The organism is Frankia sp. Allo2 (assembly GCF_000733325.1).
In the GTDB taxonomy this organism is placed as follows: Bacteria; Actinomycetota; Actinomycetes; order Frankiales; family Frankiaceae; genus Frankia; species Frankia casuarinae.
Window position 1 is genome coordinate 43,381 of sequence record NZ_JPHT01000030.1, and the last position, 15,247, is coordinate 58,627.

At 68.4% G+C, this 15,247-nt stretch carries 14 protein-coding genes and 1 riboswitch; of the genes, 12 read left to right on the top strand and 2 right to left on the bottom strand.

The genetic code is table 11. From position 1 onward, the window contains the following. The first annotated feature begins 16 nt into the window (after nt 1-16). Complete coding sequence (locus ALLO2_RS17710) at nt 17-1,750, top strand: ABC transporter ATP-binding protein (RefSeq protein ID WP_035733556.1); 1,734 nt, start codon at nt 17-19, stop codon at nt 1,748-1,750. Beyond that, nucleotides 1,747-3,708: an ABC transporter ATP-binding protein gene (locus ALLO2_RS17715; protein ID WP_011434844.1), complete on the top strand. Its 1,962-nt coding sequence runs from the start codon at nt 1,747-1,749 to the stop codon at nt 3,706-3,708. The genes ALLO2_RS17710 and ALLO2_RS17715 overlap by 4 nt, the downstream gene beginning before the upstream one ends. Before the next feature lie 106 nt (nt 3,709-3,814). Here ALLO2_RS17715 and ALLO2_RS17720 read toward each other — a convergent pair whose 3' ends face one another. Beyond that, a complete protein-coding gene (locus ALLO2_RS17720; protein WP_035733558.1) occupies nt 3,815-5,047 on the bottom strand; it encodes an ABC transporter substrate-binding protein in 1,233 nt (410 codons plus the stop codon). A 144-nt stretch (nt 5,048-5,191) separates the two neighbouring features. On the opposite strand from ALLO2_RS17720, the gene ALLO2_RS17725 reads away from it, so the two are divergent. Then, nucleotides 5,192-7,270: an ABC transporter permease gene (locus ALLO2_RS17725; protein ID WP_035733559.1), complete on the top strand. Its 2,079-nt coding sequence runs from the start codon at nt 5,192-5,194 to the stop codon at nt 7,268-7,270. Further along, nucleotides 7,267-8,901 carry an ATP-binding cassette domain-containing protein gene (locus ALLO2_RS17730; protein WP_035733561.1) on the top strand — a complete coding sequence of 545 codons (1,635 nt, stop codon included), beginning with the start codon at nt 7,267-7,269 and terminating at the stop codon, nt 8,899-8,901. The genes ALLO2_RS17725 and ALLO2_RS17730 overlap by 4 nt, the downstream gene beginning before the upstream one ends. Nucleotides 8,902-9,046: 145 nt before the next feature. Beyond that, a riboswitch (TPP riboswitch) is annotated at nt 9,047-9,154 on the top strand. On the opposite strand, the gene ALLO2_RS25855 is transcribed toward ALLO2_RS17730, so the two are convergent. Continuing rightward, nucleotides 9,141-9,389: a hypothetical protein gene (locus tag ALLO2_RS25855; RefSeq protein WP_162238919.1), complete on the bottom strand. Its 249-nt coding sequence runs from the start codon at nt 9,387-9,389 to the stop codon at nt 9,141-9,143. Its footprint overlaps the riboswitch before it by 14 nt. On the opposite strand from ALLO2_RS25855, the gene thiC reads away from it, so the two are divergent. The 8 genes from thiC to ALLO2_RS17770 all read left to right on the top strand — a co-directional run bounded on the left by thiC (nt 9,286) and on the right by ALLO2_RS17770 (nt 14,530). Further along, nucleotides 9,286-11,118, top strand: coding sequence for a phosphomethylpyrimidine synthase ThiC (thiC, locus tag ALLO2_RS17735; protein ID WP_139168527.1), 1,833 nt, complete (start codon nt 9,286-9,288; stop codon nt 11,116-11,118). The two genes, ALLO2_RS25855 and thiC, sit on opposite strands and share 104 nt — an antisense overlap. Before the next feature lie 256 nt (nt 11,119-11,374). Then, nucleotides 11,375-11,704 carry an ABATE domain-containing protein gene (locus tag ALLO2_RS17740; RefSeq protein WP_011434849.1) on the top strand — a complete coding sequence of 110 codons (330 nt, stop codon included), beginning with the start codon at nt 11,375-11,377 and terminating at the stop codon, nt 11,702-11,704. A 27-nt stretch (nt 11,705-11,731) separates the two neighbouring features. Further along, nucleotides 11,732-11,989 carry a helix-turn-helix transcriptional regulator gene (locus ALLO2_RS17745; RefSeq protein WP_330218951.1) on the top strand — a complete coding sequence of 86 codons (258 nt, stop codon included), beginning with the start codon at nt 11,732-11,734 and terminating at the stop codon, nt 11,987-11,989. A 597-nt stretch (nt 11,990-12,586) separates the two neighbouring features. Next, a complete protein-coding gene (locus ALLO2_RS17750) occupies nt 12,587-12,826 on the top strand; it encodes a DUF433 domain-containing protein (RefSeq protein WP_011434851.1) in 240 nt (79 codons plus the stop codon). Continuing rightward, nucleotides 12,823-13,233, top strand: coding sequence for a DUF5615 family PIN-like protein (locus tag ALLO2_RS27405; protein ID WP_232235172.1), 411 nt, complete (start codon nt 12,823-12,825; stop codon nt 13,231-13,233). The genes ALLO2_RS17750 and ALLO2_RS27405 overlap by 4 nt, the downstream gene beginning before the upstream one ends. 37 nt (nt 13,234-13,270) lie before the next feature. Beyond that, entirely contained in the window at nt 13,271-13,756 is a 486-nt protein-coding gene (locus ALLO2_RS23535; RefSeq protein ID WP_011434853.1) for a tyrosine-type recombinase/integrase, read from the top strand. Between the two features lie 70 nt (nt 13,757-13,826). Next, complete coding sequence (locus ALLO2_RS17765; protein WP_011434854.1) at nt 13,827-14,219, top strand: type II toxin-antitoxin system RelE/ParE family toxin; 393 nt, start codon at nt 13,827-13,829, stop codon at nt 14,217-14,219. Beyond that, on the top strand, nt 14,216-14,530 hold the full coding sequence (locus tag ALLO2_RS17770) for a helix-turn-helix transcriptional regulator (protein ID WP_011434855.1): 315 nt from the start codon (nt 14,216-14,218) through the stop codon (nt 14,528-14,530). The genes ALLO2_RS17765 and ALLO2_RS17770 overlap by 4 nt, the downstream gene beginning before the upstream one ends. Nucleotides 14,531-15,247 lie beyond the last annotated feature (717 nt).

Genomic DNA, 15,247 nt, shown 5'->3' on the forward strand with positions numbered 1-15,247 from the left:
CACCGAGAGGGACCGTATGCTGATCCGACTTCTGCGGGCTCACCTCGGCCCCTACGGCCGGCCGATCTCGATACTGGTCCTTCTGCAGCTGGTGGCGACGATCGCCATGCTCTACCTCCCCACCCTCAACGCCGACATCATTGATCGTGGAGTGGTCATCGGCGACACCGGCTACATCATGCGTATCGGTGGACTCATGCTCGGTGTCAGCGTCGTGCAGATCGTCTGTGCCGGCGCCGCCGTCTTCTTCGGAGCCCGGACGGCGATGGCGCTCGGTCGGGACATCCGGGCGTCGGTGTTCGACCGGGTCCAGTCGTTCTCGGCCCGGGAGGTCGGCCGCTTCGGCGCGCCCTCTCTGATCACCCGGGCCACGAACGACGTGCAGCAGGTGCAGATGCTGATGTTAATGAGCTTCACGCTCATGGTCTCCGCGCCGATCATGTGCCTGGGCGGCATCATCCTGGCGGTCAACCAGGATGCCGGGCTCTCGCTCCTGCTCGTCGCGATCACTCCGGTCCTCGCAGTGATCATCAGCTTGATCGTGCGACGGATGCGGCCGCTGGGCCGGGCGATGCAGGAGCGCTTGGACGCCGTCAACCGGATCCTGCGGGAGCAGATCACCGGGCTCCGGGTGATCCGCGCTTTTGTCCAGGACGACTATGAGCGGCGCCGGTTCGCGGTGGCTGACGCCGAACTGACCGACATCTCGTTGCGGTTCGGTCGACTCATGGCGTTGATGTTCCCGCTCGTGCTCACCGTGGTCAACTTCTCGAGCGTGGCCGTGCTGTGGTTCGGTGCCCACCGTATCGACGCCGGCCAGATGCAGATCGGCGCGCTGACAGCCTTCCTCAGCTACCTGATGCAGATCCTGATGTCGGTGATGATGGCCACCTTCATGTTCATGATGATTCCCCGCGCCGAGGTGTGCGCGGAGCGCATCCAGGAGGTGCTCGAGACCGACTCCACGGTCCTGCCACCGCAGAACCCGGTGCGGGAGCTGCGCCGCCACGGTGACCTGGAACTGCGGGGCGTCGGGTTCCACTACCCGGGCGCGGAGGCGCCGGTCCTGCGCGCAATCAGCCTGCGCGCCCGGCCGGGTCAGACCACAGCCATCATCGGCAGCACCGGTAGCGGCAAGACAACGCTGCTCGGTCTGGTCCCGCGGTTGGCCGACGCCACCGAGGGCGCCGTCCTCGTCGACGGCGTCGACGTCCGCGATCTCGACCCGGCGCTGCTCGCCCGGACCGTCGGCCTGGTTCCACAGAGGCCGTATCTGTTCTCCGGCACCGTCGCGACCAATCTGCGCTACGGAAATCCGGACGCCACCGACGACGAACTGTGGCGCGCGCTGGAGATCGCGCAGGCGAAGGACTTCGTCGAANCCATGCCGGACGGTCTCGACACCGCGATCGCCCAGGGTGGCACGAACGTCTCCGGCGGCCAGCGCCAACGGCTCTCCATCGCCCGCGTGCTCGTTCACGGCCCGGAGATCTACCTGTTCGACGACTCCTTCTCGGCCCTCGACTACGCCACCGACGCCCGCCTGCGCAGGGCGCTCGCCCACGAGACCTCCGCCGCGACCGTGGTGATCGTCGCTCAGCGGGTCGCCACCATCCGGGATGCGGATCAGATCATCGTGCTGGACCACGGTGAGGTGGCCGGCGTCGGCACCCACCAGCAGCTGATGGCCGACAACNCCACGTACCGCGAGATTGTGCTCTCCCAGCTCACCGAGGAGGAGGCGGCATGAGCAGCCCGGTACCGGCACCGCGCCGCGGCCCGGCCCCGACGGCCGGGCCCGCTCGGTTCTTCGTGGGCCCGGGCGCGACGGAGAAGTCGATGGACTTCGCCGCGTCGAGCCGCCGGCTGCTCGGACTGCTGCGACCGCAGCGTCACCTGCTGATCGCCGTCGTGGTCCTGGCGACGTTGAGCGTCGGCCTGAGCGTGATCGGTCCTCGCCTGCTCGGCCACGCCACCGACCTGGTGTTCGCGGGGATCTTCAGTCGGCGGCTGCCAGCCGGCAGCACGAAGGAACAGGCGGTCGCGCAGCTGCGTGCCACCGGCCACGGTACCCAGGCGGACCTGCTCGCCTCGCTCGACGTGACCCCCGGTCATGGCATGGACTTCGATGCCATCGGTGTCGTGCTGCTGGGGGTCGTGGTCGTCTACGCGGTGTCCGGATTGTGCGGTGTGCTCCAGGCCCGGCTGGCGAACCTGGCCCTGCAGAGAGTGATCAGTGATCTGCGCCGCGACGTCCAGGCGAAGATCTCGCGGTTGCCCGTCCGTTACTTCGACGGTCAGCCGCGAGGCGAGGTGCTCAGCCGGGTCACCAACGACATCGACAACTTCGGGCAGAGCCTGCAGCAGAGCATGTCGCAGATTGTCGCGTCGACGCTGACGATCGTGGGCGTGCTATCGATGATGCTCTGGATCTCCTGGATCCTCGCCCTGATCGCGCTGGTCACGGTGCCAGTGTCGATCATGATGGCGACCCGGGTCGGCAAGCTGGCTCAGCCCCAGTTTGTCGCCCAGTGGCGGATCACCGGTGGTCTCAACGCCCATATCGAGGAGATGTACACCGGGCACACGCTCGTGCGGGCGTTCGGCCGGCAGGAGGAATCCGCGGAGATCTTTCGTGAGCAGAACGAGCGGCTCTACGCCGCNAGTTGGCGCGCGCAGTTCATCTCCGGTCTCATGCAGCCCTCGATGTTGTTCATCGGAAACCTGAACTACGTGCTGGTAGCTGTGATCGGCGGCCTGCGGGTCGCGTCCGGCTCGCTGTCGATCGGTGACGTCCAGGCGTTCATCCAATATTCTCGGCAGTTCAGCCAGCCGTTGTCCCAGGTTGCCAGCATGGCGAACCTGGTGCAGTCCGGGGTGGCCTCCGCGGAGCGGGTGTTCGACCTGCTCGACACCGTCGAGCAGGAACCCGACCGGGCGGTTCCGGCGCATCCGGAGCGGCTTCGTGGCCGGGTGGCCTTCGAACGCGTCTCCTTCCGCTACGAACCGAACAAGCCGTTGATCGAGGACCTGTCACTTGTCGCGGAACCTGGTCACACCGTCGCGATCGTCGGGCCGACCGGCGCCGGCAAGACCACTCTGATCAACCTGCTGATGCGCTTCTACGAGGTCACCGGCGGACGGATCACCTTGGACGGGGTCGATGTCGCGGCGATGTCGCGGGATGAACTGCGGGCCAGCATCGGCATGGTCCTGCAGGACACCTGGCTGTTCGGCGGAACGATCGCGGAGAACATCGCCTACGGTGCGGAGGGCGCCACCCACGAGCAGATTGTGGCGGCGGCCCGCGCCGCGCACGTCGACCGGTTCGTCCGCACTCTTCCCGCGGGTTACGACACCGTGCTCGACGACGAGGGGGTCGGCGTGAGCGGCGGGGAGAAGCAGCTGATCACCATCGCCCGCGCCTTCCTCGTGGAACCTCTGATCCTGGTTCTCGACGAGGCGACGAGCTCGGTGGACACCCGTACCGAGGTCCTCATCCAACGGGCGATGTCGACCCTGCGGGCGGGGCGGACCGCGTTCGTCATCGCGCATCGGCTGTCGACCATCCGGGACGCGGACACCATTCTCGTGATGGAGAACGGAGCCATCGTCGAACAGGGCACCCACACCGAGCTCCTGGCCGCCGATGGCCCATACTCCCGGCTGTACCAGTCCCAGTTCGCCCAGGCCGTCGTCGAGATCTGACCGTCGAGATCTGACGGTCGAGATCTGCGTGAGCGGTTGCGCCACCGGCCCGTGCGTGTGACAGCGGGGATGAGCACGAGCCGGACGGCTTGTTAGGCGAACGTGGTCAGTTGATCAGTTTGATGAGCTGGCGCCCGTCGAGCCAGTTGCCGGTGACATCGGTGAACGTGTTGTTCTTCCACGCCAGCAGCCGCACCGCCGTGTTGCAGATCGCCGGGAAGATGTCGATCTGCTTGCCGTCGCAGGTGAACGGATGGGCCATGACGTTCGGGCGGTCGTGGGAGGCGCGAAGCGCCGTGAGCAGGGCGGCCGAGGTCGGCTGGGCGGTACCGGCCAGCAGCGACCGGATGTTGAGGACGGCGGAGAAGGATCCCTGCGACGACGAGGACCGATCGGCCTCCGGGATCGCCTTACGGAACGCCGCCGTGTCGGCGTCACCATCGCTCGTCCCGACCGGTAGGTAGCTGGATGCGAAGTAGAGGTTGTCGGTCCGGCCGCTGGCCGCGCGCGGCACCGCGGGGGTGGNGCAGGGACCGATNAAGTAGATGTCGCTGCGGATGTTCAGCGCCGCCGCGGCCTGGACGATCCGGGTGCACGTCGCCGCCTGGAACACCACGATGATCGCGTCCGGCTTGCCCGCCGCGACCTGGGTCAGGGCCGGCGCGAAGTCTGCCGCGTCGGATTTCTCCGGCACCAGTTTGACGTCGGACACACCTTTATGGTGCAGGACGTTCTGCGATCCCTGGATAGCGGCGGACAGCAGGCCGGGCAGGTCGAGGTACAGGGCATGCACGCTGCGCACATGCCGGATGTTCGTCAGATAGTCGGTGAGGCCGAGCAGCTCGCTGAGCGAACCGCCGGAAAATGCGAAGGCGTTGTGTGAGCCGAGTTCTCCGCTCAGTTGAGGAGAGCCGGTGACGTACGGGATGTGGGCGGTCTCGTATATCGGCATCGCCGCCTCCGCGCCGAAATCGATCCCGCCGACCACCGCGAGTGGTTTCGTGGCGACAAGCCGGTTGGCGCAGTTCTGGGAGGACTCCGGCGAGCCGTCGGTTGCGCAGCTGATCAGCCGGAGCGGTCGACCGTCGAGCCCGCCCAGAGAGGTGTTGGCGTAGTCCACGGCGGCCTGAGCGGCCTTCCGGGTCTCCGGGTATGACCCGACAGTGCTGTTCTCAACCGTTACGAAGCCGACAGTGACCGCAGGCCCGGTCAGGCGGCTCGCCGCCGCGCTGCCACCGGCAGCTGCGCCGGACGAGCCACCGCGCTGACTCGTGCACCCGGCGACAACGACGGACAAGGCTACGGAGAACGCGAGGAGGATGCGGGAGGCTTGTCTCACGGCTCGTGAAGCTACACTTCTGTCGTCCAGTTCTGGGGGCTTGACCGTCGACCGGCCGGACGGGGACTGTTGTGTGACCATGCGTCCGGTCTTCATCGCAGTTCGGATCTCTCTATCTGCAATAGATGCGTCTACGGGGGCCCGGTGACAACGTATATAGCAGCATTGCTGCTCGGCCTTGGCCCGGGGGCCGTGTACGCGGCGCTCGGGCTAGGGCTCGTGCTCACCTACCGCGCGTCCGGCGTGGTGAACATCGCCCATGGGGCGTTCGCTATGTACGCCACCTACCAGTACGCAGAACTACGGGAGGTCGGGGACCTCGTACTGCCCGTCGTCGGGATNCCGCCAAGAATTCATCTCACCGACACGCCCACCTTCGGGCTAGCCCTGTCAGTATCCCTCGCAATGGCGGCAATTCTAGCACTGGCATCCTATCTGGTGGTTTTTCGGCCCTTGCGGCGTGCCCAGCCGCTGATGACGGTCGTGGCGGCGGTCGGCCTCACGATCGCGCTGCAGGCCGTCGCCGTGCTCCAGTTCGGATCTGACAACAGGTTCCTCAGCCCGGTGCTGCCGCAGTCACCGCTGTCCCTGCTGGGCGTGACCGTGGCGAGTGACCGGCTGCTGCTCGCCGCGTCGGTCATCGTGGTCGCCGCCGGTCTGTGGGCGATGTCGCGCTGGACGTTGTTCGGCCTGGCTACCCGCGCCGTCGCCGAGGATGAGCAGACCACCGCGCTTCTCGGCCGGCGGCCCGGCTGGATCGCCGCCGTCAACTGGGTCATGGCGGCCGTGCTCGCCGCCCTCGCCGGGATCCTCGTGGCGCCGATCAGTGCGCTGAATCCGACGAGCTACTCGCTGTTCGTCGTTCCCGCGCTCGCCGCCGCTCTGCTCGGTGGCCTGTCCTCGTTCGGTCTGACCGTCGTCGGAGCTCTCGGCCTCGGCATGACCCAGGCCGTCCTGATCCCGCTGCAACAGGACGTCTCCTGGTTGAACCAGCCGGGACTGCGCGCGCTGCTTCCGATGCTTCTGGTCATCGCGGTGGCGGGCCGGCGCGGGGATCTCATTCCCGGTCGCGCCGCGGGCGTCGCCGTGTCGGCTCCGATGCCGGTGGTCGACCCGCCGGAGTCTCCCCTGCGCCACCTCGCGGTCGGTGTGCCGTTCGGGGTGGTCGCGATCCTCGTGCTGGCCGGCCCCTACCGGCTCGGCCTCGAACGCAGCCTTGCCGGCGCCGTGGTGTGTCTGTCGTTCGTCGTGTTGACCGGGTACGTCGGACAGCTCTCGTTGGCACAGATGACCCTCGCCGGTGTCGCCGGCTTCCTGTTGGCCAGACTCCAGGGTGAGCTGGGCGTGCCGTTCCCGATCGCACCCCTGCTCGCCACGGGTGCCGCCGCCGTGGCGGGCCTGCTGCTGGGGGNGCTGTCACGGCGGCTGCGTGGAATCGACCTGGCATTGATCACTCTGGTCGCCGGCGTCGCGATCCAGGAGGTGGTGTTCGGAAACCCGCTGGTCACCGGCGGGTTGGCCGGGTCGGTAGTACCGAGTCCGAAGATCTTCGGCCTCGATCTCGGGCTCGCCGGTGCCGGGTTCCCCCGGCCGCAGTACGGGCTGCTGGCGTTGGCCGTGCTCGCCGCGTGCTGCTACGGAGTCGCCCGGCTGCGCACCGCGGACCTGGGCCGGCGCATGCTGGCCGTGCGCGCGAACGAACGGGCCGCTGCCGCGGCCGGGATCGACGTCCGTCGTACGAAGGTGCTCGCCTTCACCCTCTCCGCCGCGATCGCCGGTCTCGGCGGCTGCCTCATCGGCTACGGCCAGGGACGTCTGTCCTTCGACTCGTTCGGCGTCACGGCCTCGCTGTTCTTCCTGGCGATCGCGGCCGCCGGCGGGGTGACGAGTGTCGGCGGAGCGTTGCTGGGCGGTCTGCTGGTGCCGGGCGNAATCGTGTTCATCGTGCTGGACCAGGTTGCCGGGCTCGGCAAGTACCAGTCCGTGCTGTGCGGGATCGCCGTCGTGGTGCTGGCGGTGCTACGTCCGGCCGGGCTCGCGTACCGACCGCATCGGACGGCTCGCGCCGATCATCAGGGCCGCGCGGATCGGTCGGGTGGCACGCATCGGACCGGTCCTGGGCAGCGAACGCGTCGAGGAGATCACGTGCGACACCCGCAGCCGCCGGACCAGGGCCGGCCGAGCCTGACCCCGCATCCGGTCAACCCGGGCGGAGCCCCGTGACGGCGTTGCTGGCGGTCGACATGCTCGCCGCCGACCAGGGCCGCACGCGCATCCTCGAGGATGTCTCCTTCACTCTGTCGGCAGGCACCATCACCGGGCTCATCGGACCCAACGGAGCCGGAAAGACGACGTTGATCGACGCCCTCACCGGGTTTGCGTCGATCAGCGCGGGTACCGTCACGCTGGACGGTGCCGTGCTCGTCGGACTGCCGGCGCATGAGCGGCTGCGGTTGGGGCTCGCCCGCACCTTCCAGGCGCTGGAACTCTTCGACAGTCTGGAGGTCGGGGAGAACCTGGCCGTCGTCACGCCCCGGGCACCCGGACCCGCGACCGGGCCAGATCCGGCCCGGTCGCTCGGGCTCGCCACGATCGCCGATCGCCTGCCGTCGACGCTCTCCCACGACGAGCGGTCCTCGGTGGCTCTCGGCCGCGCCCTCGTCGCCAGGCCGAAGGTCCTGCTGCTGGACGAACCGGCCGCGGGTCTCGNCCCGGCCGCCCGCCGGACGCTCGCCGACCGGCTGCGCCGCATCGCCGCCGACGGCATCGCCGTGCTGCTCGTTGNCCACGACGTGAAGCTCGTCTTCGACGTATGCGACCACGTCCTCGTCCTGGACGGGGGCCGCGTCGTCGCGCGCGGTCGATCCGCCGAGGTGCGCGCCGATCCGGCGGTCCGCGCTGCCTATCTGGGCGGTGGTGGGCCCGACGGCGGCGACCGCGCCGGGACCGCCCCGGGACCCGGGCCCGGCTCGGCCTCTGCTCTCGACTCCGTGTCTGCTCTCGACTCCGTGTCTGCTCTCGACTCCGTGCCTGCTCTCGACTCCGTGCCTGCTCTCGACTCCGTGCCTGCTCTCGACTCCGTGCCCGCCTCCACCCCGGCGCCGGCCCCCGGCCGAGGCGGGGGCGATCTGCTCGTACTCGACCGGGTCACGAGCGGATACGACGGAGTTCCGGTGCTCCGGGACGTGTCGCTCACCGTCGGTGCCGGGGAGATCGTGGCGCTGCTCGGAGCGAACGGCGCGGGCAAGACGACGCTGATCCGCACGGCGGCGGGGCTGCTGACGCCGTCGAGGGGACGGGTCAAGGTCCTCGATGACCGGTCGCGCCGGGCCGCGCCGAGCACACTCGCCCGCCGGGGGATGGCGGTCGTACCGCAGGGACGAGGATCACTCGGGCGGTTGACCGTCCGCGAGAACCTGCGCCTGGCGGCCGGCCGGCGCTCATCCGGCGAGATCGGGCGGGTGTTGGACTGGTTCCCGGTGCTGCGCGGCCTGCTCGACCGGTCGGCCGGAGAACTGTCCGGGGGCGAGCGGCAACGGCTCGCGTTGGCCGTCGCTCTGGTGCGCAGACCGCGTCTGCTGCTGGTGGACGAGCTGTCGTTCGGCCTGGCACCCGGGATTGCGCCGCAGCTGCTCGCCCTGCTGCGCACGATCGCCCTCGAGACGTCGACCGGCGTGCTGCTGGTCGAGCAGTTCGTCTCGCTCGCGTTGCAGGTGGCCGACCGTGGCTACGTTCTCGACCGGGGCCGGATCGCGCTGTCGGCGAGCGCGGCGGATCTCATCGCGCATCCCGAGCTCATCGAGACGGCCTACCTGGGCGGGAGTTCCGGGCCGGCGGCGGCCCCGGACCGCTGAGCTGGTCCGGCGTTCCCCGCCACGCAGAGAAACCGGGGTCCGGCGGAACAGGGCTCTTCACGTCGCCCGATGGTGTAGGGCATGCGTCGGATGAACCGGAAGGGGTGGCGAGCGGGCCGGCGGTGTCTTACTGTCGACAAGCGTCGAAGTTGATCGCGGGAGCTCCGCCAAGGGGCTGAGAGGGCGGCTGGGGCCGCCGACCGCAGGAACCTGTCCGGGTAATGCCGGCGTAGGGAGTCTTACATGGTGTCGCGTACCGACCGTTCGTCCTCGTCCACCTCGAAGGCCGTCACCTCGTCCCCGTCCACCTCATCCTTGTCGTCCGCCGCATCCTCCCCGTCCGTCTCGTCCTCGTCCTCCTCGTCGTCCGTCTCGGCCGCGGGGATGACGGCGGTCTCGACGGGTCCGCTGACGGGCAGCCGCAAGACCTGGCTGGTCGGAGCGGATCCCGATCTGCGGGTGCCGATGCGGGAGATCGTGCTGACCACGGGTGACACCGTCGTGGTGTACGACACCTCCGGTCCATATACCGATCCGGGGGTGACGATCGATGTGCGCCGGGGTCTGCCGGCGACGCGGGACAGCTGGATCGCCCAGCGTGGCGACACCGCGCCGGATGAGCGGCGGACCGTTCCCGGGACCGGGACATCGGGTCCTGGGACGCTCGGTTCTGGGACGCCCGGTTCTGGGACGCCCGGTTCTGGGACGCCCGGTTCTGGGCCGCTCGGTCTCGGCGGGACGGATCTCGACGGGCGGGTGCGAGTGCCCCGTCGGGCGGTGCCGGGACGGCCTTCCATAACCCAGCTGGGCTACGCCCGCCGCGGTCAGATCACTCGGGAGATGGAGTTCGTCGCCCTGCGGGAGGGTCTTCCCGTCGAGACGGTGCGGGCGGAGATCGCCGCGGGGCGGGCCGTGCTGCCGGCGAACGTGAACCATCCCGAGTCCGAGCCGATGGCGATCGGCCGTGCGTTTCTCGTGAAGATCAATGCGAACCTCGGCAACTCGGCCGTTACCTCCTCGATCGAGGAGGAGGTCGAGAAGATGGTGTGGGCGACCCGCTGGGGCGCGGACACCGTGATGGACCTCTCGACCGGGTCGGACATCGCCCTGACCCGTGAGTGGATCATCCGTAACGCGCCGGTGCCGGTCGGGACCGTGCCGATCTACCAGGCGTTGGAGAAGGTCGGTGGCCGGCCGGAGAAGCTGTCCTGGGAGGTCTACCGGGACACCGTGATCGAGCAGTGCGAGCAGGGTGTGGACTACATGACGGTCCACGCGGGGGTGCTGCTGCGCTACGTGCCGCTGACCGCGCGGCGCAGGACCGGGATCGTCTCGCGCGGCGGCTCGATCCTGGCCTCCTGGTGCCTGGCCCATCACGAGGAGAACTTCCTCTACACCCACTTCGCCGAGCTGTGCGAGATCTTCGCCGCGTACGACGTCACGTTCTCTCTGGGCGACGGCCTGCGGCCCGGGTCCATCGCGGACGCGAACGATGAGGCCCAGCTCGCCGAGCTCGCCACCCTGGGCGAGTTGACGCAGGTGGCGTGGGAGCACGACGTCCAGGTGATGATCGAGGGACCCGGGCACGTGCCCATGAACAAGATCGAGGAGAACGTGCAGCTGCAGCGGGAGCTGTGCCACGACGCGCCGTTCTACACCCTCGGGCCGCTGACCACCGACATCGCCCCCGGCTACGACCACATCACCTCCGCGATCGGGGCGGCGATGATCGGATGGGCCGGTACCGCCATGCTCTGTTACGTCACCCCGAAGGAGCATCTCGGCCTGCCCGACCGGGACGACGTCAAGGCCGGCGTTATCGCCTACAAGATCGCCGCGCACGCCGCCGACCTCGCTAAGGGGCATCCCGGCGCGCAGGCCTGGGATGACGCCCTGTCGGACGCCCGGTTCGAATTCCGCTGGGCCGACCAGTTCCACCTCGCGCTCGACCCCGACACCGCACGCGCGTTCCACGACGAGACGCTGCCGGCCCCGGCCGCGAAGTCGGCGCACTTCTGTTCGATGTGCGGCCCGCACTTCTGCTCGATGAAGATTTCCCACCAGGTGCGGGCACACGCGGGCGGGGACGGGCTGGACCCGGCCGGGCATGGCGCGGACCCGGCCGGCGACGAGGCGGTCACCGCCGGCCTGCGCGAGAAGGCCGCCGAGTTCAACGCCGCCGGCAATCGGATCTACCTTCCGGTGGCCAACTCCTGACCGCCGTGGCCAACTCCTGACCGCCGTGGCCAACTCCTGACCGACGTGGCCAACTCCTGACCGACCGTCCCGACGGGCTTCCGCCGGTCAGCGGCGGGCCCCGTCGGGCGCAGGGGGCTCAGCGGGCGCAGCGGCCCCGGTGGTCCATAAAAGCTATCTAAAAAAGATATCTAAGACGATTACTTTGACGAGGGAGTAACCTCTCAAGAGGAAGTGGAGTGGTTATTTGGGTGATCGGCTCGAGGGGAGGTCTCCGATGAACCCGGACGTGCTGATCGGGTTGGGCGATCATCCGGTGCTGGACTTCGTCAACAGCCTCGCCTTCTCGGCGGACGGCCCGATCGAGTTGATCGCCGATGGCTGGAGCTACCTGCGCTGGCTCCAGCTCACGGGGCTTGTCGGCACGGCCGAACGAGAGGCGCTGCCTGCCCGGTTCGGATCCGAGGAGCTCGACCGCATCGCCGTCGCCGCGGTCGAGCTCCGGGAGTGGCTGCGGCCGCGCATCGGCGCCTGGGCGGGCGGCAGCTCCACCGTGCCGGACGAACCCACGCTGTCGCGACTGAATGGGCTGTTGGCCACCGACTGAAGCGCGCAGGTCGGCTACCACTGGCATCTGCGGAAGCTGATGGCCGAGCGTGGGCTGTTCGCGACGACGGCGCTGGTCCCGCTGCTCGCCGAGCGGGGTGTCCGGCTCTCCCGCGAGCAGGTCTACCGGTTGGTGACCGGCATCCCGGAGCGGCTGTCGCTGGCCACACTCGCCGCGCTCTGCGACATCCTCGGCTGCGCGCCCGGAGACCTGGTCGAGCCCTATTGGGGCCGGCCCCGGCGCGCCGACATCACCGCCATCCCCGGCCCGGGGGTCGGGTCATGACCAGCCCCTGGGCGTCACGGCTCGCGACGGCGGCGGCCCGCNGGGNGGNGGTGNCCGCCGCGGTCGCGGCCGCCGACCCGTCGCTGCCCGCCGACGTGATTACCGCGGCGGTGCCGGTCTGCGCGCGCACGACGACCAGCCCGACATCTGCGTGAACTGCTTCACACTCCCGGAAGCGGTCTGCTCGGTCTGCGGGCGGCGGCGGCCCTGCGCGTTCGCCACCAGCGACGCCCCGCTCCGCCAGACCTGCACGCCTCGGCGCCCACCAGGTACTCCCGGCACGCGACGAGGCACTCGCCCGCGCCGAACAGCGCCTGGCCCGCCGGCTCGCAGACGTCGAACCGCCCGAACACCGACGCGTTGCAACCGCCGAGGGACTCGAACCCCCAACCTTCTGATCCGTAGTTAGATTTGGATCTTCCGTCGACGTCTGTCAACGTCCGCCCTGTCTGCTGACCATGAGCGTTCCGTCCACCGGTATCCGTCGACGTCCACCCGCGTCCAGCGGCTTGGCTGTCAACTTGGCTGTCACTCGTGCCACGGCTTGGACCACGTGACGGGCGCTCGACGCTGAGATCCGGGAGCATACTGGGAGGCATGGCGGAAGATCTTCTGGCGCTCGTCGTGGCCGACCCGACAGTCGGTCATGGGCAGGCGTGTATCCGGGGGACCCGGGTGCCGGTGAGTGTCGTGCTCGACTGCCTTGCCGACGGTATGTCCGACGGTGAGATCATCGCGGAGTACCCGTCGCTGACCGTGTCGGGGATCCGTGCGGCCGCTGCCTACGGGGCGCGTCTGGCGCGGGAGGATCTCGTGCCGCTTCGTACCGCGCCGTGAAGGTCAAGCTGGACGAGGGTCTCCCGGTCTCCCTTGCCGAGCGACTCGCCAAGCACGGGATCGATGCCGATACCGTGCTTGCGGAGAACCTGTCGGGCCGCTCCGATCCGGNGGTGCTCGCTGCTGCGGTTGCCGAGAACCGGATCGTGTTCACCCTCGACCGCGGCTGCGGGAACATCCGTGCCTACCCGCCGGGATCGCTTCACTATCACCTCGTGACCTACAGAGGGCCGCGCCGTGAAGAGACATGCGCTCTGAACTGGCCGGACGTCGACCTCGACCAAAAGAAGATCCTCATCCAGTGGCAGCTCGTCGTCGTCGGCTGGAAGGTGCAGCGCACCAGGCCCAAGACCGACGCGGGAGTGCGGGAACTGCTCCTCGACGACCTCACTGTCGAGGAGTTCTAACCGTCATCGGGAACGGCAGCACGACGAGCGCCGCGCCATGGGCCTCGACTGGGACCCCTCAGGACCGGTGTTCACGACCCTCGACGGCGATCCTCTGCATCCCGCCGCCGTCTCCGCCGAGTTCCAGGACCAGATCGCGAGAGCCGGGGTACCCCCGATCCGCCTTCACGATGCCCGGCACGTCGCCGCCACCCTCATGCACGGCGGCGGCGCGGACCTGAAGGTCATCCAGGAGACCCTCGGCCACTCCAGCCACGAGGTGACGGTCAACACCTACACCTCGGTCCTGGAAGAACTCGCCCGGGAAGCCGCCGAAGGCGCCGCCCGACTCGTCCCCCGCACTCCACCCACTCGGGCCGCGCACACCCCGCGCACACCCGACAGGTCACAAGAAGATCGAATAGGAGAAAAACCGCAGGTCAAGCAGGGTGCGCTCGGCAACGCACCACAAACACCCCCACCAGCACGGTTGCGGATCACACACGCGATCATACTGTCGGCGACCAGAGCTCAGTGGTGTTGATTGGAAATATTCGATCAATCGTCACCTGCACTCACCCGGATCCATGTTTAGCTTGAGCTATAGTTGACCAATGGCCGCAACGCCCGCCCGGTGGACGATCAAGGCCACCTCCGAGGTGCGAGAGTGGCTGCGTTCGCTGCGCCGGGAGGAGCCGGACAGCTACCGATCCGTCAACGCGGCAATCGACATGCTCGCCGAGGCCGGGCCGGCGCTCGGGCGCCCGCTGGTCGACACCCTCAAGGGATCAACGATCAGCAACCTCAAGGAGCTCCGACCGCGGTCGGGCCGCGAGGTGGCCATCCGAGTGATCTTCGTGTTCGATCCATGGTCGCAGGCCGTGCTGCTGGTCGCGGGGAACAAGGCCGGCGACTGGTCGCACTGGTACAGGGCTGCGATTCCTGCGGCAGAGGTTGTCTACGACGGCTGGCTGGCCGTCGAACGGAAACGGCGGGAGGGNTCATGACCGAGTTCCATGACTGGGAGGACATCCGCGCCGAGCTCCATGACGGCGATGACGCGGCACTCGCCGTGGAACGAGCGCGTACGGAGGCGTGGGCCAGCGCCTACCACCTGGCCGAGGAGCGCAAGCGCCTTGGTTTGACACAGCGTCAGGTCGCCGATCTGATGGGCGTCTCACCTGGCCGGATAAGCCAGATCGAAAACGGTGATCTGGACGTGAACGAGGTGGCAACCCTGAGCCGATACGCCCGGGCGTTGGGCGCACGCATGCGGATCATCTTCGACTACGGTAATGACCTCCGCCAGATCGCCTGATACGACCGGGAACTCAAGAAGCGGATCGGGGCGGCGCTGCTGCTGCTGCTGTCCCAGGGGCGCACCCCCGGAGTCGTGATCGTCGCCGGCCGACCCCACCCGCGCTGCCGACCGAGGCGTGGATCAACCAGCCCCCAGCGATCATCGAGACCGAGGAGGCGCTACCCACGAACCAAGCAGCCTGATGTCTCATCGGGATTGACAGGCTCCGATGGCGGAGAAGCAAGGTGCATTGCGCAAGCTCGACGATCACCTGTCCAGCGACGCTGGCGAGGATGCGCGGTAGGGATGTTGCTACTAATAGGAATCTTAGNATCTGGACACGGCTGCCCTATTGTGATTCAATAACTAGAGTTTCGCAGTTTTCTTGATCCAGATCAGTGTCTGGCAACGGCTGGATAATTTTCCCGATTGCTTTCGGGTGGATGATTCCCTGGTGCCTGCCGGTGGTATCGCGGTGCGTGGCGGAGGGGTGGANGGCCAGCGCGAGGGGCTGGTGGCGGGAGCATCAGCGTTTCCTGTACCAACCCGAAAGTTGGACGCCGATGCTCCCGGACGTGACGATACCGGTTTCTCTGGCGGTGCTGCTGGAGGGTTTCCGGCCGTGTTTCACCGCGCCGTCGTTCCGGACGTTCCGGGCGCTCGTCGTGGGGATGCTCGCCACCGGCGGGCGGCGCACGGTGTGCGGGATGCTCGTCGGCGCGGGCCTGTCCACGC

Coding starts and splice junctions, on each gene's coding strand:
- ALLO2_RS17770 (WP_011434855.1), top strand. CDS start 14,216: ATGACCGAGTTCCATGACTGGGAGGACATCCGCGCCGAGCTCCATGAC.
- ALLO2_RS17740 (WP_011434849.1), top strand. CDS start 11,375: ATGAACCCGGACGTGCTGATCGGGTTGGGCGATCATCCGGTGCTGGAC.
- thiC (WP_139168527.1), top strand. CDS start 9,286: ATGACGGCGGTCTCGACGGGTCCGCTGACGGGCAGCCGCAAGACCTGG.
- ALLO2_RS23535 (WP_011434853.1), top strand. CDS start 13,271: ATGGGCCTCGACTGGGACCCCTCAGGACCGGTGTTCACGACCCTCGAC.
- ALLO2_RS17750 (WP_011434851.1), top strand. CDS start 12,587: ATGGCGGAAGATCTTCTGGCGCTCGTCGTGGCCGACCCGACAGTCGGT.